The sequence below is a fragment of the Pelagibacterium halotolerans genome (genome assembly GCF_044811015.1).
Lineage (GTDB): Bacteria > Pseudomonadota > Alphaproteobacteria > Rhizobiales > Devosiaceae > Pelagibacterium > Pelagibacterium halotolerans_A.
This window is the reverse complement of record NZ_CP085243.1, coordinates 217539-240270: the sequence shown is the minus strand read 5'-3', so window position 1 is coordinate 240270 and position 22732 is coordinate 217539. Positions and strand designations below refer to the sequence as shown.

18 protein-coding genes and 1 tRNA gene are annotated in these 22732 nt (G+C 60.6%); 2 read left to right on the top strand and 17 right to left on the bottom strand.

Annotation, left to right across the window (positions count from 1 at the left end; translation table 11 throughout):
* Positions 1 to 52: 52 nt before the first annotated feature.
* The 7 genes from rpoB to secE form a co-directional block, all read right to left on the bottom strand.
* On the bottom strand, positions 53 to 4195 hold the full coding sequence (gene rpoB / locus LG281_RS01225) for a DNA-directed RNA polymerase subunit beta (protein WP_404403581.1): 4143 nt from the start codon (positions 4193 to 4195) through the stop codon (positions 53 to 55).
* A gap of 245 nt (positions 4196 to 4440) precedes the next feature.
* Positions 4441 to 4818 (bottom strand): 50S ribosomal protein L7/L12, encoded by a 378-nt coding sequence (rplL, locus tag LG281_RS01220; RefSeq protein ID WP_404403579.1) that lies wholly within the window; start codon positions 4816 to 4818, stop codon positions 4441 to 4443.
* Positions 4819 to 4884: 66 nt separating this feature from the next.
* A complete protein-coding gene (rplJ, locus tag LG281_RS01215) occupies positions 4885 to 5403 on the bottom strand; it encodes a 50S ribosomal protein L10 (protein WP_404403577.1) in 519 nt (172 codons plus the stop codon).
* A gap of 344 nt (positions 5404 to 5747) precedes the next feature.
* A complete protein-coding gene (gene rplA / locus LG281_RS01210; RefSeq protein ID WP_404403575.1) occupies positions 5748 to 6443 on the bottom strand; it encodes a 50S ribosomal protein L1 in 696 nt (231 codons plus the stop codon).
* A gap of 5 nt (positions 6444 to 6448) precedes the next feature.
* Positions 6449 to 6877 carry a 50S ribosomal protein L11 gene (rplK, locus tag LG281_RS01205; RefSeq protein ID WP_404403573.1) on the bottom strand — a complete coding sequence of 143 codons (429 nt, stop codon included), beginning with the start codon at positions 6875 to 6877 and terminating at the stop codon, positions 6449 to 6451.
* Positions 6878 to 7007: 130 nt separating this feature from the next.
* Entirely contained in the window at positions 7008 to 7538 is a 531-nt protein-coding gene (gene nusG / locus LG281_RS01200) for a transcription termination/antitermination protein NusG (protein ID WP_404403571.1), read from the bottom strand.
* A 35-nt stretch (positions 7539 to 7573) separates the two neighbouring features.
* On the bottom strand, positions 7574 to 7768 hold the full coding sequence (secE, locus tag LG281_RS01195) for a preprotein translocase subunit SecE (RefSeq protein ID WP_404403569.1): 195 nt from the start codon (positions 7766 to 7768) through the stop codon (positions 7574 to 7576).
* Between the two features lie 218 nt (positions 7769 to 7986).
* Between secE and LG281_RS01190 the strand changes: the two genes are divergently transcribed.
* Positions 7987 to 8475 carry a hypothetical protein gene (locus tag LG281_RS01190; RefSeq protein WP_404403567.1) on the top strand — a complete coding sequence of 163 codons (489 nt, stop codon included), beginning with the start codon at positions 7987 to 7989 and terminating at the stop codon, positions 8473 to 8475.
* Between the two features lie 24 nt (positions 8476 to 8499).
* On the opposite strand, the gene LG281_RS01185 is transcribed toward LG281_RS01190, so the two are convergent.
* From LG281_RS01185 to LG281_RS01140, 10 genes are all read right to left on the bottom strand, one after another.
* Positions 8500 to 8575, bottom strand: a tRNA-Trp gene (locus LG281_RS01185).
* A 207-nt stretch (positions 8576 to 8782) separates the two neighbouring features.
* Entirely contained in the window at positions 8783 to 9973 is a 1191-nt protein-coding gene (tuf, locus tag LG281_RS01180) for an elongation factor Tu (RefSeq protein ID WP_404403565.1), read from the bottom strand.
* A 147-nt stretch (positions 9974 to 10120) separates the two neighbouring features.
* Positions 10121 to 11467, bottom strand: coding sequence for a TadE/TadG family type IV pilus assembly protein (locus LG281_RS01175; protein WP_404403563.1), 1347 nt, complete (start codon positions 11465 to 11467; stop codon positions 10121 to 10123).
* A 161-nt stretch (positions 11468 to 11628) separates the two neighbouring features.
* Positions 11629 to 12630 carry a class 1 fructose-bisphosphatase gene (locus LG281_RS01170; protein WP_404403561.1) on the bottom strand — a complete coding sequence of 334 codons (1002 nt, stop codon included), beginning with the start codon at positions 12628 to 12630 and terminating at the stop codon, positions 11629 to 11631.
* 238 nt (positions 12631 to 12868) lie between these two features.
* Positions 12869 to 14803 (bottom strand): acetate--CoA ligase, encoded by a 1935-nt coding sequence (acs, locus tag LG281_RS01165; RefSeq protein WP_404403559.1) that lies wholly within the window; start codon positions 14801 to 14803, stop codon positions 12869 to 12871.
* A 243-nt stretch (positions 14804 to 15046) separates the two neighbouring features.
* The gene (locus tag LG281_RS01160) at positions 15047 to 15808 is read right to left on the bottom strand and encodes an ABC transporter ATP-binding protein (protein ID WP_404403557.1); all 762 of its coding nucleotides are present in this window, start codon (positions 15806 to 15808) and stop codon (positions 15047 to 15049) included.
* On the bottom strand, positions 15808 to 16575 hold the full coding sequence (locus LG281_RS01155; RefSeq protein ID WP_404403555.1) for an ABC transporter ATP-binding protein: 768 nt from the start codon (positions 16573 to 16575) through the stop codon (positions 15808 to 15810). The genes LG281_RS01160 and LG281_RS01155 overlap by 1 nt, the downstream gene beginning before the upstream one ends.
* A gap of 6 nt (positions 16576 to 16581) precedes the next feature.
* Positions 16582 to 17733: a branched-chain amino acid ABC transporter permease gene (locus LG281_RS01150; protein ID WP_404403553.1), complete on the bottom strand. Its 1152-nt coding sequence runs from the start codon at positions 17731 to 17733 to the stop codon at positions 16582 to 16584.
* A 4-nt stretch (positions 17734 to 17737) separates the two neighbouring features.
* On the bottom strand, positions 17738 to 18766 hold the full coding sequence (locus LG281_RS01145) for a branched-chain amino acid ABC transporter permease (protein WP_404403551.1): 1029 nt from the start codon (positions 18764 to 18766) through the stop codon (positions 17738 to 17740).
* 75 nt (positions 18767 to 18841) lie between these two features.
* On the bottom strand, positions 18842 to 20194 hold the full coding sequence (locus tag LG281_RS01140) for a substrate-binding protein (protein ID WP_404403549.1): 1353 nt from the start codon (positions 20192 to 20194) through the stop codon (positions 18842 to 18844).
* A gap of 190 nt (positions 20195 to 20384) precedes the next feature.
* Here LG281_RS01140 and LG281_RS01135 point away from each other — a divergent pair, with 190 nt between their 5' ends.
* Entirely contained in the window at positions 20385 to 22004 is a 1620-nt protein-coding gene (locus LG281_RS01135; RefSeq protein WP_404403547.1) for a short-chain fatty acyl-CoA regulator family protein, read from the top strand.
* Positions 22005 to 22732 lie beyond the last annotated feature (728 nt).

Here is a 22732-nt window from a genome sequence, read left to right as displayed (position 1 = left end):
GTGTCAGCGCACCGCTTGGGCAAAAAAGTCAGTTCGGCTCAAACGCGGCGGATTATTCCGCCGCGTCCGCAGGAGGCGCGAGTTCCGGATCGCCACCGGGTTCGTCATTGTCGGCTTCAATATCCGTAAGCTCGACATTGAGGCCCAGCGACCGGATTTCCTTGACCAGAACGTTGAAGCTCTCGGGAATGCCTGCCTCGAAGGTGTCGTCGCCACGAACGATCGCTTCGTAGACTTTGGTCCGGCCGGCAACGTCGTCCGACTTGACCGTGAGCATTTCCTGCAAGGTGTAGGCGGCGCCATAGGCTTCGAGCGCCCACACCTCCATTTCACCGAACCGCTGACCGCCGAACTGCGCCTTGCCGCCCAGCGGCTGCTGGGTAACCAGGCTGTAGGGACCGATCGAACGGGCGTGGATCTTGTCGTCCACAAGATGGTGCAGCTTGAGCATATAGATGTACCCAACCGTCACCTTGCGGTCGAAGGCTTCGCCGGTCCGTCCGTCAAAGAGTGTGGACTGGCCGGAGCCATCGAGGCCCGCCGCTTCGAGCATTTCGACAATGTCATGTTCCTTGGCGCCATCGAACACCGGCGTGGCGATCGAAACACCCTTGGAAATCTGCTCACCAAGCCGCACGATCCCGTCGTCGTCGAGATCACCCACGAATTCGTCGCCGTCATAAAGCGCGGAGATTTCCTTCTTGAGCGGCGTGATGTCCTTGGACTGGCGGTAGGCATCCATCATCTTGTCGATCTTGTGGCCCATGCCGCGCGCGGCCCAGCCCAGATGCGTCTCGAGGATCTGCCCGACATTCATGCGCGAGGGCACGCCGAGCGGGTTGAGAACGATATCGACAGGCGTGCCATCTTCGAGGAACGGCATGTCCTCGACCGGCATGATGCGTGAAACCACACCCTTGTTGCCGTGACGGCCGGCCATCTTGTCGCCCGACTGCATCTTACGCTTGGTCGCGACAAAGACCTTGACCATCTTCATCACGCCCGGAGGCAGTTCGTCGCCGCGCTGGAGCTTGTCGACCTTGTCGATGAAGCGCTGCTCGAGAAGCTTGCGGCTCTCGTCATACTGCGCCTGCAGGGCCTCGATCTCGGTCATCAGCTTGTCGTCGTCGACGGCAAACTGCCACCACTTCGACCGCGGATGCGCATCGAAGATGGAGTCGTTGAGCTTGGTCCCGGCGACATAGCCCTTCGGGCCAGACGTCGCGGCCTTGCCGAACAACATTTCCTTCAAACGCGCATAGACGTTCCGGTCGAGGATCGACTGCTCGTCGTCCCGGTCCTTGGCCAGACGCTCGATTTCCTCGCGCTCGATGGCCATCGCGCGCTCGTCCTTGTCGATGCCGTGGCGGTTGAACACCCGCACCTCGACAACGATACCGGCATCGCCCGGCGGAATCCGCAGCGATGTATCGCGAACGTCGGACGCCTTCTCGCCGAAGATGGCGCGCAGCAGCTTTTCTTCCGGCGTCATCGGGCTCTCGCCCTTGGGCGTAATCTTACCCACCAGAATATCGCCCGCCTGCACCTCGGCACCGATATGCACGATACCGGCTTCGTCGAGGTTCTTGAGCGCTTCTTCCGAAACGTTCGGAATATCACGGGTGATTTCTTCCGGACCGAGCTTGGTATCGCGGGCCATCACCTCATATTCCTCGATATGGATCGAGGTGAAGACGTCGTCCTGAACGATCCGTTCGGACAGCAGGATGGAGTCTTCGAAGTTGTACCCGTTCCAGGGCATGAACGCGACGAGCACGTTCCGGCCAAGCGCGAGATCACCCAGGTCGGTCGACGGGCCGTCGGCGATAATATCGCCGGCCTGCACATGGTCGCCAACATTCACCAGCGGGCGCTGATTGATGCAGGTCGACTGGTTCGACCGCTGGAACTTCATGAGGTTGTAGATGTCGACGCCCGACTTCGAGGAGTCGGTTTCTTCCGTAGCACGGATAACCACGCGGGTTGCGTCCACCTGGTCGACGATACCCGTCCGGCGCGCCGCAATCGCGGCACCCGAGTCACGCGCAACCACCGACTCCATGCCGGTACCCACGAACGGAGCTTCGGCTCGCAGGAGCGGCACGGCCTGACGCTGCATGTTCGAGCCCATAAGAGCGCGGTTGGCGTCGTCATTTTCAAGGAACGGAATGAGCGCCGCGGCGACCGAGACCACCTGCTTGGGCGAAACGTCCATCAGGTCAACCTGCTCGCGCGGGGTTAGCGACGGCTCGCCCGCGTGACGGGCAACGACCATTTCGTTGACGAACTCGCCCTTCTCGTTGACGTTGGCATTGGCCTGCGCAACGTAGTGCTTGGCCTCTTCCATCGCCGACAGATAGACGACCTCGTCAGTCACCTTCCCGTCCACGACCTTCCGGTACGGCGCTTCGATGAAGCCGTACTTGTTGACCCGCGCAAATGTCGCCAGCGAATTGATCAGACCGATATTCGGCCCTTCGGGCGTCTCAATCGGGCAGATACGGCCATAGTGGGTCACGTGGACGTCGCGAACCTCGAAACCCGCGCGCTCGCGGGTAAGACCGCCCGGCCCAAGCGCCGAAAGGCGCCGCTTATGGGTGATTTCCGAAAGCGGGTTGGTCTGGTCCATGAACTGGGAAAGCTGCGAGGATCCGAAGAACTCACGCACCGCGGCGGCAGCCGGCTTTGCGTTGATGAGGTCCTGCGGCATCACCGTGTCGATCTCGACCGAGCTCATGCGCTCCTTGATGGCGCGCTCCATGCGCAGAAGGCCGAGGCGGTAATGGTTCTCCATCAGTTCGCCGACCGACCGCACGCGGCGGTTGCCGAGATTGTCGATGTCGTCGATATCGCCCTTGCCGTCACGCAGTTCGACGAGCGTGCGCACGACCTCGACGATGTCTTCCTTGCGCAGGATGCGCACGGTATCCTCGACATCGAGGTCCAGGCGCATGTTCATCTTCACGCGGCCGACTGAAGAAAGGTCATAGCGTTCGCTATCGAAGAACAGCGAGTTGAACATCGCTTCGGCGGTTTCGATGGTGGGCGGCTCGCCCGGACGCATCACGCGGTATATGTCGAAAAGCGCGTCTTCGCGTGTCTCGTTCTTGTCGACCGCCAGCGTGTTGCGGATATAGGCACCGACATTGACGTGATCGATATCGAGCAGAGGCAGTTCGGTGAAACCCTTCTCGACGAGCGTCGTAAGCAGCTTCTCGTCAATCTCGTCACCGGCCTCTGCGAAAATCTCGCCATTGGTCAGATCGACGATATCCTGCGCAAGATACGCGCCATAAAGGTCCTCGTCGGTCGCCAAAAGATGCGTCACGCCCTTCTCGACGATTTTCTTGGCAGCGCGCGCCGTCAGGCGGGTACCACCCTGGTGGACCACATCGCCGGTATCGGCGTCGATCAGGTCGAAGACGGGCTTGGTGCCCTTCATCGATTCAGCGTCAAACGGCTTGCGCCACCCCTTGTCGCCCTTGATGTAGGTCTGCGTACCATAATAGGTCGCTAGGATTTCTTCGGCATCGAGTCCCAGCGCCTTCAAGAGCGACGTGACCGGAATCTTGCGGCGGCGGTCGATGCGCGCATAGACGATGTCCTTGGCATCGAATTCGATATCGAGCCAGCTGCCGCGATAAGGAATGATGCGCGCGGCAAACAGCAGCTTGCCCGAGGAATGGGTCTTGCCCTTGTCGTGGTCGAAAAAGACGCCCGGAGAGCGATGCATCTGCGAGACGATCACGCGCTCGGTGCCATTGACGATGAACGTGCCGTTCGACGTCATAAAGGGCATGTCGCCCATATAGACGTCCTGCTCCTTGATGTCCTTGACCGAGCGGGCGCCGGTATCTTCGTCGACCTCGAAAACGATCAGCCGCAGCGTCACCTTCAAGGGCGCGGCGAACGTCATGTCGCGCTGGCGGCACTCTTCGACGTCATATTTGGGCTGTTCGAACTCGTAACGCACGAATTCGAGCGAAGCGGTGTTTGAGAAATCCGTGATCGGGAAAACCGACTTGAAGACCGACTGCAGGCCCTCGTCGCCGCGCCCGCCTTCGGGCTCATGAACCATCAGGAACTGGTCGTAAGACGCCTTTTGAACCTCGATGAGGTTCGGCATCTCCGTCACTTCCCGAATGGACCCGAAAGACTTGCGCACCTTGCGGCGGCCGTTGAACGTGGTAGCCATACCCGTACCTCTTTCCTTCAATGTCTTTCGGGCAACTGTTCGAAAGACCGACAATCAGCCGTCGGCCTTCGGAACAAGTGCCCGTCCATTTGGAACGTTCTCCGGAATGAGAACGCAACCTCTATGCGTATTCCGCAACTTCCGCCCTGCCCCCTTTTTCGGGGGTGACGTCTGCCTGGTGATAACGCCCGGACAGGAACGGGATGGCCGGAACCGGCCACCCCGCAAACCGTAAAAGAGCGAACCTACTTGAGTTCGACCTTTGCGCCGGCAGCTTCGAGCTTCGCCTTGAGCTCTTCGGCTTCGGCCTTGGCAACGCCTTCCTTGATGGGCTTCGGAGCGCCTTCGACGAGGTCTTTGGCTTCCTTCAGACCCAGGCCGGTGATGCCACGGACTTCCTTGATGACGTTGATCTTCTGAGCGCCGGCATCGGCGAGGATCACGTCGAATTCGTCCTTTTCTTCAGCCGGAGCAGCGGCGGCGGCAGCGCCACCGGCAGCAGCAACGGCAACAGGAGCGGCGGCGGAAACGCCCCACTTCTCTTCGAGCATCTTGGAGAGCTCGGAAGCCTCCAGGACGGTCAGTGCAGACAGCTCGTCAACGAGCTTTTCAAGATCAGCCATTTGATCAGCCTTTTCTAAAGTCTAGGTTTCAGTTTGAACCGTGGAATAGGTCACAAGGAACGCGTCTTACGCGGCGTTGCCCTTTTCCGAATAAGCGGAGATAACCCGGGCGACCTGGCCGCCGGGCGCCTGCAGGACGGACGCGATCTTGGCCGCAGGCTGCGTGAGCAGGCCGGCGATCTTGGCGCGCAGTTCGTCCAGAGACGGGAGTTCGGCCAGCGCCTTGACGCCATCGGCGTCCAGTTCGGTCGAACCCATCGCGCCGCCGAGGATCTTGAACTTGTCGTTCTTGTCCGCGAACGTCTTGGCCACTTTCGGGGCCGTGATGGGATCTTCCGAATAGGCGAGAACCGTCGGGCCCGTCAGATAGGCCGAGATATCCGCAATTTCGGAGTCTTTAAGAGCGAGCTTGGCGAGGCGGTTCTTGGCGACCTTAACCTGTCCACCGGCCGACTTCATCTGCTTGCGCAGACCTTCGAATTCGGCGACCGACAGACCGGCATAGTGAGCGACGACGACAGCACCCGAGCTGGCGAAAGCCTGCTGGAGCGCGGCGACGGCCTCTACTTTTTCCGCTCTATCCACTGCTACTCTCCACGTTTAGCCCAGCCCTCCATGGACCGGACCGTTTGCGTAAAGCCGATTTGCCCAGGGGCATTTCGGCGGTGCAATGCCTGTAAACCGACTTGAATTGGGAACCCCCATCTCAGTCAGTCCGGTTCAAACCAAAACGAGCCTCGGCGTCTGCCAAAAAATCTCGTCCGGATTAAACCCCATCTATTGGTGGCCTCCGGGAGCACCCGGCGATTAGGAAAGCCAGCCGGCTTTCACCACGCAGTCTCGGACAGGACTTTACCGGAAACCGGGAAACCCGCTTTCCGGTATTCCGGGCGGCCGGAACCGCCCGAAACTCATTTCGTCAAACGGCGCTAGTTCAGAACCGAAGACGGATCGACATGCACGCCCGCGCCCATGGTCGAGGACACAGCGACGCGCTTGACATAAGTACCCTTGGCACCCGAAGGCTTCGCCTTGTTAACCGCATCGGCCAGCGCCTTGATGTTCTCCACAAGATCGGCTTCCGTAAAGGAAGCCTTGCCGACGCCGGCGTGAATGATGCCGGCCTTCTCGACACGGAACTCGACGGCACCGCCCTTCGCTGCCTTGACCGCGCCGGTAACGTCCGGGGTAACGGTGCCGACCTTCGGGTTCGGCATCAGGTTGCGCGGGCCGAGAATCTTGCCCAGGCGGCCAACCAGCGGCATCATATCCGGGGTCGCAATGCAGCGGTCGAAATTGATGTTGCCCTTCTGGATCTCTTCGGCGAGATCGTCGGCACCCACGATATCCGCACCGGCGGCCTTGGCTTCCTCAGCCTTGGCATCCTTGGCGAACACGGCGACGCGGACGGTCTTGCCCGTGCCCTTGGGCAGGTTGACGACGCCGCGGACCATCTGGTCGGCGTGACGCGGATCGACGCCGAGGTTCATCGCAACTTCGATGGTTTCGTCGAACTTGGCAGTCGCACGCTCCTTGACGAGCTTGATCGCCTCATCGATGGCGTAGGCCTTCTTGCGGTCAATGCCTTCGCGGATCTGCTTGGTACGCTTTGCAATCTTCGTCATGGCAATCAACCTTCGATCTGCAGACCCATGGACCGGGCGGAGCCCGCAACCATGCTCATGGCGGCTTCAACGGAATCCGCGTTGAGGTCCTTCATCTTCTTTTCGGCGATATCGCGCAGCTGAGCCTCGGTCAGCTTGCCGGCGCTGTCATGCCCAGGCTTCTTGGAGCCGGATTTCAGGTTGATCGCCTTCTTGATGAAATAGGTCACCGGCGGCAGCTTCATCTCGAATGAGAAGCTCTTGTCGGCGAACGCGGTAATCACGACCGGGATCGGGGCACCCTTCTCCATTTCCTGCGTGGCGGCATTGAACGCCTTGCAGAATTCCATGATGTTGAGGCCACGCTGACCGAGTGCCGGACCGATCGGGGGCGACGGGGTCGCCGAGCCGGCAGGCACTTGCAGCTTGATATAACCAGCAATTTTCTTTGCCATTTCCGTTCCTTTCAATAGACCGCCGAAGCGGCCATTTGGTGACGTTGTGGTCCGAGGGTGTTATCGGCGGATGGCAACCGCCGCCCTCTCCCACATCGAAACGCCCCGGCCAAAACCGGGGACTTTCCGGTCAGACCTTTTCGACCTGACCGTATTCCAATTCGACCGGCGTCGGCCTGCCGAAAATCGAAACCTCGACCTTGAGCCGCGCGCGTTCTTCGTCGACTTCCTCGACGACGCCCGAAAAGCTCGCGAACGGGCCATCGGACACCCGTACACTCTCGCCCACCTCAAAGCTCACCGAGGGCTTGGGCCGGTCGACGCCTTCCTGCACCTGCTGCAGGATGGCCATGGCTTCACGTTCGGAGATCGGCTGCGGCTTGTTGTCCGCGCCCAGAAACCCCGTAACTTTCGGCGTGTTCTTGATCAGGTGGAACGTCTCGTCGGTCAGCTCCATCTTGACCAGCACATAGCCGGGAAAGAACTTGCGCTCGGCATCGACCTTCCGGCCGCGCCGCACTTCGGTCACCTTCTCGGTCGGCACCAGAACGTCCTCGAACAAATGCTCGAGCCCACCCGAGGCGACCTTCTCCTTTATGGACTCCGCAACCTTCCGCTCGAAATTCGAGTATGCCTGCACGATGTACCAACGCTTGGCCATATTATACTTTCCGCTCCGCGTTTATGCCGGCCCACTCAGCCGATCGACAGGATCAGCCCGACGAAAAAGGCGATGACCTGATCGGCCGCCAGGAAAAAGAGGCTCGCAAGCGTCACCATGACCAGAACCATCACCGTGGAGATGAGGGTCTCGTTGCGGGTCGGCCAAACAACCTTGGCAACCTCCGAGCGCACCTGCTGAAAAAACGTAAACGGGTTAGTCCGGGCCATAAAATGCTCGATACCTGGCTTGTTTTCAGGGAGTTAGGTCCATAAGCAATCGCCGCGCGAGTCGCTTCGCACGGCTGAGAGAGGCCCTATCTAGCGCCTGCAAGCGCTTAAAGCAAGACCTTACCGAACGATTTTCCGCGTCGGGCCCGCCTACTCCGATCATATTGCCGAGAGCAGTTTCTTGAGCGAATATGTGTCGCTTGGCGAAGGGGACGTCCATGAAGCCGTTTTTTGTCGCAGCTGTGTTCGCGCAATTGGCCGCATCGGTGGCTGCCTCCGATCTGGTCGGCACCATCATGCCGCCCTACCCCGAAGGCCTCACAAGCGGCATGGGCGCCTGCGTTCCCGACCTTGCTGGCACGGATGTCTGTGCCTTCTCCATCTCGACGCTCAACGATTCGGAAGGCGATGTGGTTGCGGTCGTCGCCTCTCGGCTCTCCCATCGTGATCCCGACGGCGCTCCATTTTGGGAAACGATCGATGTTCAAAAACCGCCTCTGCTCGAAGACGGTCAGACCTGGGCGATGGAATTCTGCTATTTCGACGGCGCTCCCGACAGCGGAACAATCGGCGTTGTAACCTACCGCGATGCTGGAGGCTGGATCGAAACCGGTCAGACCGTTTGGGCGATCCGTCTCGATGTCCAGGCGAACAGCTTGGTTACCGTGAGCCCGGAACGGGTCGCCTGCGAACTGCCCGGGAGCTGAGCAGACTTGAACCCTTCTGGAAACTGGCAGGGGCGGAGGGACTCGAACCCCCGGCCCTCGGTTTTGGAGACCGATGCTCTACCAACTGAGCTACACCCCTGCAGCGCTTTCAAACCCGTAGGGTCGCGAGAGCGAAAAAGTGGGGACCACTTTTTCGGTTCGAAAGCGCGAATATGAACCCGCTATGCGAGCCGAGGGATGATCTAGTCGAGTTGCCCCGTTGACGCAAGGGGCGAATGTGCCCGGCGCACAAAAAGAAAGGGCGGCCCGAAAGCCGCCCTTCAAACGAATTGGATATGACCGCCGACTACTCGACAATCTTGGAGACGACGCCAGCACCGACGGTACGGCCGCCTTCGCGGATGGCGAAGCGGAGCTTTTCTTCCATCGCGATCGGAACGATCAGCTCCACGTTCATCTCCACATTGTCGCCCGGCATCACCATCTCGACGCCTTCCTTCAGCGTCACGACACCCGTCACGTCCGTCGTCCGGAAGTAGAACTGCGGACGGTAGTTCGTGAAGAACGGCGTATGACGACCGCCCTCGTCCTTGGTCAGGATGTACGCTTCGGCAACGAACTTGGTGTGCGGGGTCACAGAACCGGGCTTGCACAGAACCTGCCCACGCTCAACCTGGCTGCGGTCGATGCCCCGGATCAGCGCACCGATGTTGTCGCCCGCCTCACCCGAATCCAGGAGCTTGCGGAACATCTCGACGCCCGTCACCGTCGTCTTCTGCGTCGGCTTGATGCCGACAATCTCGACTTCCTCGCCGACCTTGATCACACCGCGCTCAACGCGACCCGTCACAACCGTGCCACGGCCCGAGATCGAGAACACGTCCTCGACCGGCATCAGGAACGGCTGGTCCTTCGGACGCTCAGGCTGCGGGATGTAGTCGTCCACGTTCCGCATCAATTCCAGGATCGCGTCGTGACCGATCTCAGGCGTCTTGTCCTCAAGCGCCGCAAGCGCCGAACCCTTCACGATCGGAATGTCGTCGCCGGGGAATTCGTACGAGGAAAGAAGCTCGCGCACTTCAAGCTCAACCAGCTCCAAAAGCTCCTCGTCGTCAACCTGGTCGACCTTGTTCAGGAACACAACAAGCGCAGGAACGCCAACCTGGCGCGCCAGAAGAATGTGCTCGCGCGTCTGCGGCATCGGCCCATCGGCCGCCGAAACCACAAGAATCGCCCCGTCCATCTGCGCCGCGCCCGTGATCATGTTCTTCACATAGTCCGCGTGCCCCGGGCAGTCCACGTGCGCATAGTGACGGTTCGCCGTCTCATACTCAACGTGCGCCGTCGAGATCGTGATCCCGCGCGCCTTCTCTTCAGGCGCCTTGTCGATCTGGTCATACGCCGAGAACGTCGCGCCCCCCGTCTCCGCCAGAACCTTCGTGATCGCAGCCGTCAACGTCGTCTTGCCATGGTCAACGTGACCAATCGTGCCAATGTTGCAGTGCGGCTTGCTACGAGAAAACTTTTCCTTGCCCATCGCTCACAACCAGTAGGAGTTGAAACTGGAGGGGCCTTTAACCGCTTGAGGCCGGATAAACAAGTGCTTTTTGGGCACACAGGGCAGCGAAGGTGCAGAACGAAAAAAGGAGCGGCAATCCGCTCCCTTTTCCGTAAGTATAATAACTTAGTGGATCAGGCGCGCATTTCGGTCGCCTATACTCTTTTCGACGGGACATTGGATCACGACGCGAATGTCATCATAGTCCGAGTCTGTCCAGGCAACATCTTCCCAGGTATCATCGGGACCGCTTAATCCGGGAGGGCGGTCTTCCCATCCGTAATACATATACTTACCTTCCTGACAGGATTCCGAAGCACGCAAAGGCTCTCGATCGGTTTGTTCGTGGGGAATGATGCCCCCATCGGCGGTCGTCTCGCACTCCTCCTTAGTGTCGCACAAAATTGTCTCGAGCACCTTGGCGGGTGCACCCGGCTGCACATAAGGATTATTCACATCGGGAAGCGTGAGCCCGTCATATTGCTCACCATCAACTCCATCCTCATAGTACGTGTCCGTATAGTAGTTGAACCGCCCCTTGTGCCCATGGCCGCCGGGAGCAAAATCGACACGGCTGTGTCCATCCCACCCCATATCTTCGTTGTATTCGTCTTCCCAATAGTAGGCTTGCCCGCGTGAGAACCGCACGTTTTCGAGGCGGAAACTAAGCTCTGATCCGTCAGGGCATTGCGGTGCAACATAAACATATTCGCGCCAGTTGGACTCGCCGCCCGCGGTTTGCCGCCAAAGTCCCCGCTCCCGGCCATCGATCCCCGCTTCGTACTCCTCGTTGATCTCCGCGAGTTCCGCTTTCAGAATCGAATCTTCGATATGCTGCTTGTCGCCGTAAGGCCTCGGCACCCCAGGATCACGCTCGTATACGTTTCTCTGATTCTTGTTCGGCCCGCCGTTATCGGCAATTGGCACCATCTGGGTCCGCTTGGGGAGATCGGGATCGTTTTCCGGCCGGTCCCGCCAATAGCAATAAGCCCAGACACGGTTGTAGTCGCCCGCGTTGTAATCGAGGTCCGCAACCTCGATTTTGTATTCCTTCACGACATCGTTAAGGCGCGACGTCGCCTCGACCCATACCTCTTGCGTGTCCGGTATCCCCGGCATCAACTTGATGAACGCCAGGGGAACATCGGCAACGGCCTCAACGTGAAAGTCGTTTCCATTGAGGCAGTTTCCTTCGACGACGACGTCGGAGGCCCAGCTGCTGCTATACTGCATAGCGAGCTCCTCGTAAAAAACGGCCTCCCACAGATCGTTGGGCACAAGGCAGTCAGGGTCTTCCGTCGCCCCCACAAGCGCATTCAGCGCCGCCGCATCCACCTGCGCCTGCAGAAAGTCCTGCACGTGCTTGATCCGCACATAATCCACAGCCCATCCCGCCAATGCGATAAAGGGTACGGCCATGAGGGCGAAGATGATGGCAACGACGCCCCGCTCATCGGTCCGAAAATTCGCCATTTCTGCGTTCCGTATGCTGTCCTGGGGCAACCGAAAAACAGCCGGACTGCCATAAGTCCGGCTTTATCGGCCCCTGCCTAAGTACAACACACTATATCGGCATGTATTTTCGGTAAATTTACACGGCTATGGCCAATTGGGCCACCCCAGCTAACAATCCGTTAAGGATATGCTGCCGTTTCGGCCGCATAATATTTGCAGGCGGTTTCCACCTCCCGGCGCGACCCGATGATGATTCCGACCCGCTGGTGCAAATCGGTGGGGTTGATCGAGAGAATGCGTGTTGTTCCCGTCAAAGCCGCGCCGCCGGCGGCCTCCGCGATCAAACTCATCGGATTGGCCTCATACATCAGCCGCAACCGTCCACCGCGCAGTTTTGTAGACTCGTCCTCGGGATAGAGGAAAACGCCCCCCCGGCACAAAATCCGGTGCAGATCGGCCACCATCGCCGCACACCAGCGCATATTGTAAGCCTTGCCCAAGGGCCCCTCTTTGCCGCGGAGGCAATCTTCAATAAATCCGCGCGTGGGCGCGTACCACTGATGATAGCGCGACATGTTGATCGCAAATTCCCCCGCCTCGGCAGGAATCTGCACCCCGTCTTCGACCAGCACGAATTCCGCCGCGGCCTCATCGAGCCCGAACATCGCGACGCTGTCGCCTGTCGTAAGCACCAGCATCGTCGCCGGTCCATAGAGGATATATCCCGCCGCAACCTGCCTGACCCCTGGCTGCAAGACGTCTGCTTCCGTCACCCCGGCACTCTTGCCGACATCGAGCACCGAAAAGATCGACCCGACAGCGCCATTGACCTCGAGGTTCGACGACCCGTCCAGCGGATCGAACACCAACGCATACTGCGCCTCTGGCCCGGCCTCGACCACCGGCCAGATGTCGTCGAGCTCCTCGGAAACCATCACCGCGAGCACGCCGCTCGCCGCCCCCCGTCGCAGGAAAATGTCGTTGGCGACGATATCGAGCGCTTTTTGCTCTTCCCCCTGCACATTGACGCTTCCGACCTTGCCGGTCTGCCCGCATGCCGAGGCCGTTCGCAAAGCCACCGATATTTCGATCCCGCAATCGGCTGTCATCGCGAAAATCCGCGCCAGCGGCGCGGGCACCGATTGGGCGTTCATCCAGTCTTCAAGCGTTGTGCGGGGCAAGGCCGGGTCCTCTTGTCTTGGCATGAACCTCCCTTATCGCCAGCCTAACAATGCCCTGTCCAGAACGACAAAAGTCCAATTCAACGCAAAGACCCCGGCGAGCGCTTCCGCTAAAGCGTTTTCAGGAAAAGTTGACAGACTTTTCCTGAAAACGCGTCAAAACAAAGACCTAGAGCATGTTGGCGATTCAACGAAGCGCTAACATGCTCTAGGGTCCATCCGCCGCAATGATTTCGCCTTACCGGTTCTTCCGGTTCTCGATCAGATTATCCACCACCGCCGGATCCGCCAGCGTTGAGGTGTCGCCCAGCGCGGAAAACTCGTTCTCGGCAATCTTGCGCAGGATGCGCCGCATGATCTTGCCCGAGCGCGTCTTGGGCAGTCCCGGCGCGAACTGGAGAAGATCCGGCGAGGCGATCGGCCCGATTTCCTTGCGCACCCAATTGCGGAGTTCCAGCGCCAGATCGTCGCTTTCGGCCTCCCCGGCCATCAGCGTCACATAGCAATAGATTCCCTGCCCTTTGAGCGCATGCGGATACCCAACGACCGCCGCCTCCGAGACCTTCGGATGCGCTACCAGCGCGCTTTCGATCTCCGCCGTTCCCAGCCGGTGGCCCGAAACGTTGAGCACGTCGTCCACGCGCCCGGTGATCCAGTAATACCCATCCGGATCACGCCGCACGCCGTCACCGGTGAAATAGAAGCCCTTGTAGGTCGAGAAATACGTCTCGACGAACCGCTGATGATCGCCCCAGACGGTCCGCATCTGCCCAGGCCAGCTATCAGCAATGACAAGGACGCCCTCGGCCTCCGTCTCGACGATCTCCTGCCCTTCGGGCGTCAGGACGCGTGCGTCGATGCCAAAGAACGGCTTGGTCGCCGAACCCGGCTTGGTCGCAATCACACCTGGCAGCGGCGTGATCATCGCCCCACCGGTCTCGGTCTGCCACCACGTATCCACGATCTCGCACCGCCCCCGGCCAACATTGGCGTGGTACCATTGCCAGGCTTCGGGATTGATCGGCTCCCCAACCGTGCCCAACAGCCGCAGGCTCGAAAGGTCGGCCCCTTCGACAAACTCGGTCCCCGCCCCCATCAGCGCCCGGATCGCCGTCGGCGCCGTATAAAGAATGTTGACCTTGTGCCGGTCCACAGCCTGCCACAGCCGCGACGCATCCGGCCAGTTCGGGACGCCCTCGAACATCAGTGTCGTCACACCATTGGCCAGCGGTCCGTAAACGATATAGGTGTGGCCGGTCACCCATCCGACATCCGCCGCACACCAATAAATATCATTAGGTTGCGGATCAAAGATCATCTCATGGGTTAAGGACGCCCAGACGAGGTATCCACCCGAAGTGTGCAACACGCCCTTGGGCTTCCCCGTCGACCCCGACGTATACAGAATGAATAACGGATCCTCCGCATTCATCGGCTCAGGATCGCAGAACGGTTCGACTCCTGTCGCCGCCTCATGCCACCAGACATCCCGCGCGCCCTTCATCGTCACGGGATTGCCGGTATTCTCGACCACGAGCACCTTCTCGACGCCCGGACAATCCTCGAGCGCCGTGTCGACATTGGCTTTCAAGGGCACGGTCTTGCCGCCGCGCCGGCCCTCATCGGCGGTAATCACCACCCGCGCATCGCAGTCGTTGATCCGTCCCGCGAGCGCGTCGGGCGAAAATCCACCGAAAACGACCGAATGGATCGCGCCAATCCGCGCGCAGGCGAGCATTGCATAAGCCGCAGCAGGGATCATCGGCAGATAGATTGTAACCCGCTCGCCCTTTTTGACGCCAAAACTCTTGAGCACATTGGCGAACCGGCACACTTCCTCATGCAGATGCCGATAGGTGATCACCTGCGCCTCGGCCTTCGGATCATCCGGCTCCCAAATGATCGCCGCCTTGTCGCCATTCTTCTCAAGATGCCGATCGATGCAGTTGGCCGAGACGTTCAGAACCCCGTCCTCGAACCATTTGATCGAGACGTCGGGATAGGCGTAGTTGGTATTCTTCACCTTCGTGTAGGGCGTGATCCAGTCCAACCGCTTGCCCTCTTCGCCCCAGAAGGCATCCGGGTCGGCGAGCGCCGTCCTGCATTTTTCTTCGAACCCCGCCGGCGTCAGCCGCGAGTGCGTGGTCTTGGGCGGAATGGCATGAACGTTCATGTTCAACCTCCTGGATTTTGACAATAACGGCGCTGCAACGACCGGTCTCACAGAGCGTGCGGAGCCTTACGCAACGCCGCTCACCCCTCATCCGACCGCTTCGCGGCCACCTTCTCCCTTAAGGGGAGAAGGGACACGGTGCGCTTGTACGCCCCAGTGAGCCCCTCTCCCCTTAAGGGAGAGGGGTTGGGGTGAGGGGTGCCTGCAGCACCTGCAACGAGCAATCACACAAGCATTTCGTCCTCAGATCGCCAGATACTCGTGCCGCAACTCGGCGTTCTCGAGCACTTCCTGTGCGCTGCCCGAATAGGCGACCTCCCCTGTATCGAGGATCACCGCCCGATCGGCGAGCTTGAGCGCGGCCACAGCGTTCTGCTCGACGATCACGGTGGTGATCCCCAATTGCTTGATCTCCTTCAAAATCCCCTCGATTTCCTGCACGATCACGGGCGCCAGACCCTCATAGGGTTCATCAAGCAGCAAAAGCTTGATGTCCCGAGCCAGCGCCCGGGCAATCGCCAGCATCTGCTGCTCGCCGCCCGAAAGCGTCGTGCCTTCCTGCTTGCGCCGCTCGGCAAGGCGCGGAAAATGCCCGTAGATCCGGTCGAGATCCCAGCCGCCGCCTGGCGCTACCTGCGCCAGCGTGAGGTTTTCCTCGACCGTCAGCCCCTGGATGATGCGCCGGTCCTCAGGCACGAGCTGAATGCCCGCCCGCGAGGCCTCGAATGCCCGCATCCGATGCACCGGCAAGCCATCGAGCCAGATTTCGCCCTTTTGCAAACTGGGATTGTCCAGCCGCGCAAGCGCCCGCAGCGTTGACGTCTTGCCAGCCCCGTTGCGGCCCAAGAGTGCGAGGATTTCGCCGTGCTGGATGTCAAAGGAAACACCCTGCACGATGTAGCTTTCTCCGTAATAAGCGTGGATATCGTTGACCGCGAAGAACGGCGCGGCCTCGGTTTCGATGGCGGCACCCTGACGTTCGCTCGCCTGTTCAAGTGCGCTCATCAGTGCGCTCCTCCGAGATATGCTTCCTGCACGCGCGGATCACCCCGGACCTCATTGGGCAGCCCCTCCGCGATGATCCGCCCGCCCGCAAGCACCGAAATCTTGTCCGCGAGCGAAAAGACCACATGCATATCGTGCTCGATGATGACCTTGGTCATCCCCCGGCTCTTGATCTTTTTCAAAAGCTCGATCGTCGTGTTGGTATCGTGCCGGCTCATCCCTGCCGTCGGCTCGTCGAGCAACAGCAGCCGGGGCTTCTGCATGAGGCACATTGCCAGTTCCAGACGCCGCTTGTCCCCGCGCGAGAGCGCCCCGGCGTGCTCGCCGACCCGTTCGATCAGCCCCACGTCCTCAAGCATCGCCTCGGCCTCTTCCCGGATCGCGGACTCCCCTTCGAGAGGCTTTGTCATCTTGATTCGGAAGGCACCGTCCCGCTTGGCAAAGGCCGGGGTCATGACGTTGTGCAGCACCGAGAGCTCAGGAAAGATCTCCGGGGTCTGAAACACCCGGCTCACCCCGAGCTGGTTGATCTCATGCGGCTTCTTGCCCGTGAGCACCTCGCCATCGAACACCACTGCACCGCTCGTGGGCGGAATGCGCCCAATAATAACATTGAGCAGCGTCGACTTGCCCGCGCCGTTGGGTCCGATGATCGCATGCGTCTTGCCTTCTTCGACCGCCAGGTCGATGTCGGCCAGCGCATGCAGCCCGCCGAAGTTCTTGTGAACGTCCGCAACGTGCAGGACGACATTTTCTTGCATGTTCATCGCCAACTACTCTGCTGCCGAGGGGTTGAGTTCGGTGCGACCGTTTTGCCGCCGCGAAGGCCCGGAGGGAAACGCGGCACGCAAGCGCCGCACACCTTCCATGATGCCTCCCGGCAGGAAAACAACGACCAGCACGAAGACCAGACCGAGCGTCAGATGCCAGCCTTCACCGACGAATTTCGAAGCGACCAGCACCACCCAGTCCTCGACCCCCTCGGGCAGGAAGGAGAAGACCCGGTGCAGCGTCGCCTCGTTGAACGCCGAGAAGATATTTTCAAGGTATTTGATCAGCCACGCCCCGATAACCGGCCCGATCATCGTGCCGACCCCACCGAGGATCGTCATCAACACAATTTCGCCCGAAGCCGTCCATTGCATGCGCTCCGCACCCGCCAGCGGATCGGTGATTGCCAGAAGCCCACCCGCGAGCCCGGCATACATCCCGGAGATGACGAAAGCTGCTAGCGCATAGGGTCGTGTATTGAACCCGGTATAGCTCATCCGCGTCTGGTTCGATTTGATCGCCCGCAGCATCATCCCGAAGGGCGAGACGAAGATTTTCTGGGCTATGAAGAACGATACCAGCAGAACCACCGCGCACAGATAGAACGCCTCAAACCCGTTGAGGCTTGCCCCCAAAAGGCTCGGCGGCGGCAATCCGATGCTGCTTTCGCCGAAGAGGCTATCGATGACACGCGGATCGTTGCGCGTGAGCTGAAGCGCCGTCTCGCCATTGGTGATCGGTGTCAGAACCGAATAGGCGAGATTGTAGCTCATCTGCGCGAAGGCGAGCGTCAGGATTGAAAAGTAGATGCCTGAGCGTTTGAGACTCACATAGCCGATCGCCAGCGCAAAGAGCCCGCCCATGGCCACCGCAAAGATCATTGCGGGGATAACGTCCATGGTGAAAAGCTTGAACGACCACACCGCGGTGTACGACCCGACGCCCAGGAAGGCCGCGTGCCCGAAGCTCAGATACCCGGTAAGCCCGAACAGGATGTTGAACCCCACCGCGAGGATCGCGAAGATCGCGAATTTCTGCATCAGCCCCGGATAGGCCGCACCGAACGGCTGCAGCCAGATCGGCATGGTGAGCACCACAAGCGAGAAGAGCGCGAAGGTGACGAGGTCCCGTCTTGGAAGGCGAAGAAAATCCATAGCCTTAGCCCTCCATCACGCCGCGCCGGCCCAGCAGGCCGCGAGGCATCACGAGAAGAATGATCACGGCGACCAGATAGACGATGATCTGATCTATCCCCGGAATGAGTGCCTTTATTTGCGTCATCGAGGCGAAGGATTGCAGGATGCCAAGAAGGAACCCGGCTGCAACGGCGCCGGGCAGCGAGCCCATGCCGCCAACCACCACGACGACGAATGACAAGACGAGGAAGTCCATTCCCAAGTGATAATTGGGCGGGAGAAGCGGCGTGTACATCACGCCCGCCAGCCCCGCGACCACCGCGGCGATGCCGAACATAATGGTGAACCGTTTGTCGATATTGATCCCTAGAAGCCCGACCGTCTCTCGATCCGCCATACCCGCGCGCACGACCATCCCGAAGGTTGTAAATCGCAGGAACGCGAACACCGCTCCGAGAACCACCACGGAAAAGAGCAGATAAACCAGCCGCCAGAGCGGATAGGTCACCGCCCCCGCCTGCAGCCCGAACCACGCTCCGACATCGGCCGCGCCGCGCAGATCGGGCGGTACCGGCTGCGGCCAGGGGTTTGGCCCGAAGAACGCCTTGATCAATTCCTGGAGCACAATCGCGAGCCCGAACGTCACGAGGATCTGTTCGGCATGCGGGCGCTTGTAGAAATGCTTGATCAGCCCCCGCTCCATGACGATGCCGATTACCAGCATCACCGGAATGGCCATGATGATCGAAAGCGGCACCGAATAGTCGACCATCACCGCCCCCCACTCGCCGAACCACTGCTCGACGATCGGCGTCCGGACCTCGAGCGGGGTCCCCCATGGGGAGAGTTGCGTTTCGTCGACCGTCACGACTTCCCAGCTTATCAAGGCCCGGAACGTGACAGCGCAGAAAGCGCCGAGCATGAACAAGGCACCATGGGCGAAATTGACGACGCCCAAAGTGCCGAAAACCAGGGTCAGCCCCAGGGCGATCAGGGCGTAGGCTCCGCCCTTGTCCAGCCCGTTGAGCAATTGCGCGAGAATGGCATCCATTAATTTGGCTCCGGAACGATGGTCTTGCCCGGCCGCCTTGGCGGCCGGGCAGAAATGCGGTTCAGCCCTAAGGCCTCAGCACATGTTCGGTTCGTAAGGACCGAGCTCGCCGCCGAAGATCGACGGGTCGTAGGTGACATCCTCGCGCGAGGCTGTGTTGACCACTTCGAGCAGGTCGAACTGGTTGGATGGCTCTTCCTTGCCCTGAACCACATAGACATCCTTAAAGCACTGGTGGTCCGAGCCACGATAGAGCGTAGCACCGTTGCCCAGCCCGTCGAACTCGTAATCCTCGAGTGCCTTGATGACCTCGGGCGGATAGAACGTGCCTGCCCGCTCGACGGCATCCGCATAAAGCAGCGTCTGCACATAGGCCGTATGCGCCGCCTGACTGGGCGGCTGACCGTATTTCGCGCCGAAGGACGCCGTGAAGGCCTTGGATCCCTCGTCCTGCAGGCTCCAATACCAGTTCGAGGTTCCGTAAACGCCCTGCATGGCATCGCCGGCACCGGCGGCCATCAGGTCGGAAACCAGCGGCAGGACGATCTTGAAGTCTTTCCCGTTCGCCTGCCGTTCCTTGAGCCCGAACTGCACGGCCTGGGTCAGCGAATTGATCCCGTCAAACCCGTAGTGGTTGAGGATCAAGACGTCCGCACCCGAATTGAGGACCGGCGTGATATATTGGGAGAAATCCCCCGCGCCCACCGGCGTCCGCACCGTCTCGACTGTCTCCCAGCCGAGAGCTTCGGTAGCCCCGATCATGGACTCTTCCTGCGTCCAGCCCCAGGTGTAGTCGGCAGTCAGGTGATACGCGCGGCGGTCGTTACCATAGGCTGCGCCCAATTGCGGCCCCAGCCCAACACCCGACTGATAGGCGTTGAAGAAATGCCGGAAGCCATAGCGCCTCTTGTCCTTGCCGGTCGTGTCGTTGGAGTGGGTCAGCGCCGCCATAAAGATGATCCCCATCTCCTGGCACAACCCCTGCACGGCAATCGCCACGCCCGAGGACGACCCGCCAGTGACCATCACCGCGCCGTCGCGTTCAATCATGCGCCGCGCCGAATCGCGTGCGGCGTCCGACGCAGTCTGCGTATCGCCCGTCACATATGCGACGCGCTTGCCCAAAATCCCGTTGCCCGTAAGCGCATCCGACGAGAAGGTCGGGATCATGCCTCCGTCGCCTTCGCCATTGAGATGCTCGACAGCGAGCTCATAAGCCCGCAATTCGTCGGCGCCTTCGTCGGCATATGGCCCCGTCAGGGGTACGTTGAACCCCAGCGTCACCGTATCGCCCGTCGGTGCGTTGCAGAACTCCTGCGCCCACGCCCCTTTCGAGAACACCAGGGGCGAAACGCCGGTCGCAAGAACACCGGCCAGGCCGGTCTTCATGACGTTCCGGCGGCTGATACCGCGTTTCATAAAGCTCATTAAATCTCCTCCTGTGTTGCGGAGGCTCGAATCTTGATGCCGATGCTCACCGCTGGACACGTACTATCGACCGCCATTAACAGCTTCGCAATATCTCATTGTAATTCCACATAAATTTTGTAAATTATTGCACTCACAACCAAAGTGTGTTGTAAATTCGTTGACATGACGTCAGAAATTGGGGGAGCCCATGCGCGCGCCGATCGGGCTGAAAATCTCTACGCGCCGCAAGGCCTTGGGCATCTCCCAGGCCGCGCTCGCGCGCCAGGTCGAGATCTCTCCGAGCTATCTCAATCTCATCGAGGCCAATAAGCGTCAGGTCGGTGGCACCCTTCTCGCGCGCATCGCCAGCGCTCTTGATGTCGAGCTCGATGCCCTGACCGGCGAGGCCGAGCATCGGCTGATGCACGAACTCGTCGAGGCCTTCGCAGACCCGGTTCTCGTGAGCGCGAATATGGGCCTAGACGAAGCGCGCACGCTCGTCGCGACGGCGCCCCGAATTGCGGAACTCATCGCCCGCCTCTACCGCGCCTACGGCACAGCGAACGCCAATGCCGATGCCTATGCCAACCGCCTGCATGCCGACCCGCTTCTGAGCCAATTGCTCCATCGTGTGCTCTCGGGCATCACGGCAGTGCGCGCCGGCGCGGAAATTCTCGAAGACATCGACGATTTGAGCGTTGAGGAGCGCCAGCGTTTCGTCGGCTCGATCACCCGTGAGACCAAGGGGCTCTCAGCAGTCGCGCGCAACCTCATCGGCCAGTTCGACCAGGCCAGCAGTGCCCGCCGCAGCGCATCGATCCGGCGCGAGGTCGACGATATGATCTTCGCAGCGCAGAATTATTTCCCGCAACTCGAAAGCCACGCCGAAGACCTTCGCGCCCGGATCGACTGGCATGGCCCCTTCAACGAAACGACGCTTCAAGCGGCGCTGGAAACCGAAAACGCCATAACTGTACGCCGTGCCGCGCGCCTGCCCGACGATCTGCACGAAACCGGCCGCGCCTTCGGTTATGACGGAGAAACCCGGACACTCTGGTTCCGCAACACGGTGCCCCAATCGACCCGGCAATTCCAGATGGCCCGTCTTTTCGCCCAGCTGCGCGCTCACCAGATCCTCGATGAGATCGCCACCGGCCCCACGCTCACGAGCGATGCGGCGCGTCGCATGGCCCGTCGCTATCTCGGCTCCTACCTCGCCGGAGCAATCGTGTTCCCCTACGATACCTTTCTCGCAGACGCCCGGGCCCAACGTTACGACATCGACGCGCTGGCCGAACGCTACAACGCCAGTTTTGAACAGATCGCCCACCGCCTCGTCACGCTCCGGCGCGAAGACGACCAAGGCATCCCCTTCGGCTTTTTGCGCGCGGATCCTGCAGGGCGCCTGACAAAACATTTCCCCATTCCCGGCCTCTTGCTGCCCCATACCGGCCATGCCTGCCCGCTCTGGGCCATCTATTCGGCCTTCCGCACCCCCGGCGCGGTCGTCAGGCAGATCGCGCGCTTTTCCGACGGTTCGCGTTTCCTGTTCGTGGCCAAGGCCGTCACCCGGCGCAGTTCGGGTTTCGCCGATCAGGCCCTGCCCCACTCCATCCTCATGGTCACCGACATCCTCCATGCCGACGAAACCGTCTACGCCGATGGCCTCGACCTGACCGACGCTCAGGCCGACATTCCCGTTGGCCCCACCTGCCGCCTCTGCACCCGCGCGGACTGCGCCTCCCGCCAGGAAGACGCCTGGGCCCCGGGCGGAGCCGACCTGCCCGCACATTCTCTGGCGACGATAGCGTCCGACAATGCCAGGTGAGCCTGGACGAGCCCCACCGCCTCCTCCCCGTCAAGAGGTCGGTTTTGTTTCGCATGTGCTGGCACAAGCGCCATAGGCACCAACTTCAGAGCGATCGCTTGAAGGGACGTGCGATCTGCCCGGATGGAGGCGGGCTCTGGCGCCTCCACCACCCCCTCGCTGCCCCCGACTTGATCGGGGGCCCATCAGCGTTTGCGCGCCCGAATTGGCAGTGCGATGCAAAGCGTTGCCCGGAACCGGGTGCTTACCGAATGGTGAGACCGCGAGGGGCGCGTTGTCGGCCCAATGCACCCGATGCCCTCACCATTCGGCACCGCAGAGGTCGGTGGCGCTGCCGTGCATCGCACGACGATCCCGGGTCGCCAAAGCGCTGATGGGCCCCCGATCAAGTCGGGGGCAGTGAGGGGTAGTGGAGAGGTAGGCTTCATCCGATTGCCCTGGAGAAAGATGGGAAGCGAGAGGCGTACCGGCAGGCTGCTATGTTCGCCGCACCACATTGGAAAAACAGCAAAACCGGGAAACTTATCCCCGCCTTCAAAACCTCGCTTATTCTTATGCATACGGACCCGCTTTTGATGGGCGCAGGCGCAACGAACGTTTGGGCGGGACCGGTCCGGGTCCGATGGGAGTCGTCCCAGCGGAGGCCCAAACGTCACCGTGGCCAGCCACAGCGATCCTGTGGTCACCGGGGAAACCTGGCGGGGATTGGCCCCAGCCCGAGCGGACGC

Coding starts and splice junctions, on each gene's coding strand:
- rpoB (WP_404403581.1), bottom strand. CDS start 4,195: ATGGCTACCACGTTCAACGGCCGCCGCAAGGTGCGCAAGTCTTTCGGG.
- rplL (WP_404403579.1), bottom strand. CDS start 4,818: ATGGCTGATCTTGAAAAGCTCGTTGACGAGCTGTCTGCACTGACCGTC.
- rplA (WP_404403575.1), bottom strand. CDS start 6,443: ATGACGAAGATTGCAAAGCGTACCAAGCAGATCCGCGAAGGCATTGAC.
- rplK (WP_404403573.1), bottom strand. CDS start 6,877: ATGGCAAAGAAAATTGCTGGTTATATCAAGCTGCAAGTGCCTGCCGGC.
- nusG (WP_404403571.1), bottom strand. CDS start 7,538: ATGGCCAAGCGTTGGTACATCGTGCAGGCATACTCGAATTTCGAGCGG.
- secE (WP_404403569.1), bottom strand. CDS start 7,768: ATGGCCCGGACTAACCCGTTTACGTTTTTTCAGCAGGTGCGCTCGGAG.
- LG281_RS01190 (WP_404403567.1), top strand. CDS start 7,987: ATGAAGCCGTTTTTTGTCGCAGCTGTGTTCGCGCAATTGGCCGCATCG.
- tuf (WP_404403565.1), bottom strand. CDS start 9,973: ATGGGCAAGGAAAAGTTTTCTCGTAGCAAGCCGCACTGCAACATTGGC.
- LG281_RS01175 (WP_404403563.1), bottom strand. CDS start 11,467: ATGGCGAATTTTCGGACCGATGAGCGGGGCGTCGTTGCCATCATCTTC.
- acs (WP_404403559.1), bottom strand. CDS start 14,803: ATGAACGTTCATGCCATTCCGCCCAAGACCACGCACTCGCGGCTGACG.
- LG281_RS01160 (WP_404403557.1), bottom strand. CDS start 15,808: ATGAGCGCACTTGAACAGGCGAGCGAACGTCAGGGTGCCGCCATCGAA.
- LG281_RS01155 (WP_404403555.1), bottom strand. CDS start 16,575: ATGAACATGCAAGAAAATGTCGTCCTGCACGTTGCGGACGTTCACAAG.
- LG281_RS01150 (WP_404403553.1), bottom strand. CDS start 17,733: ATGGATTTTCTTCGCCTTCCAAGACGGGACCTCGTCACCTTCGCGCTC.
- LG281_RS01145 (WP_404403551.1), bottom strand. CDS start 18,766: ATGGATGCCATTCTCGCGCAATTGCTCAACGGGCTGGACAAGGGCGGA.
- LG281_RS01140 (WP_404403549.1), bottom strand. CDS start 20,194: ATGAGCTTTATGAAACGCGGTATCAGCCGCCGGAACGTCATGAAGACC.
- LG281_RS01135 (WP_404403547.1), top strand. CDS start 20,385: ATGCGCGCGCCGATCGGGCTGAAAATCTCTACGCGCCGCAAGGCCTTG.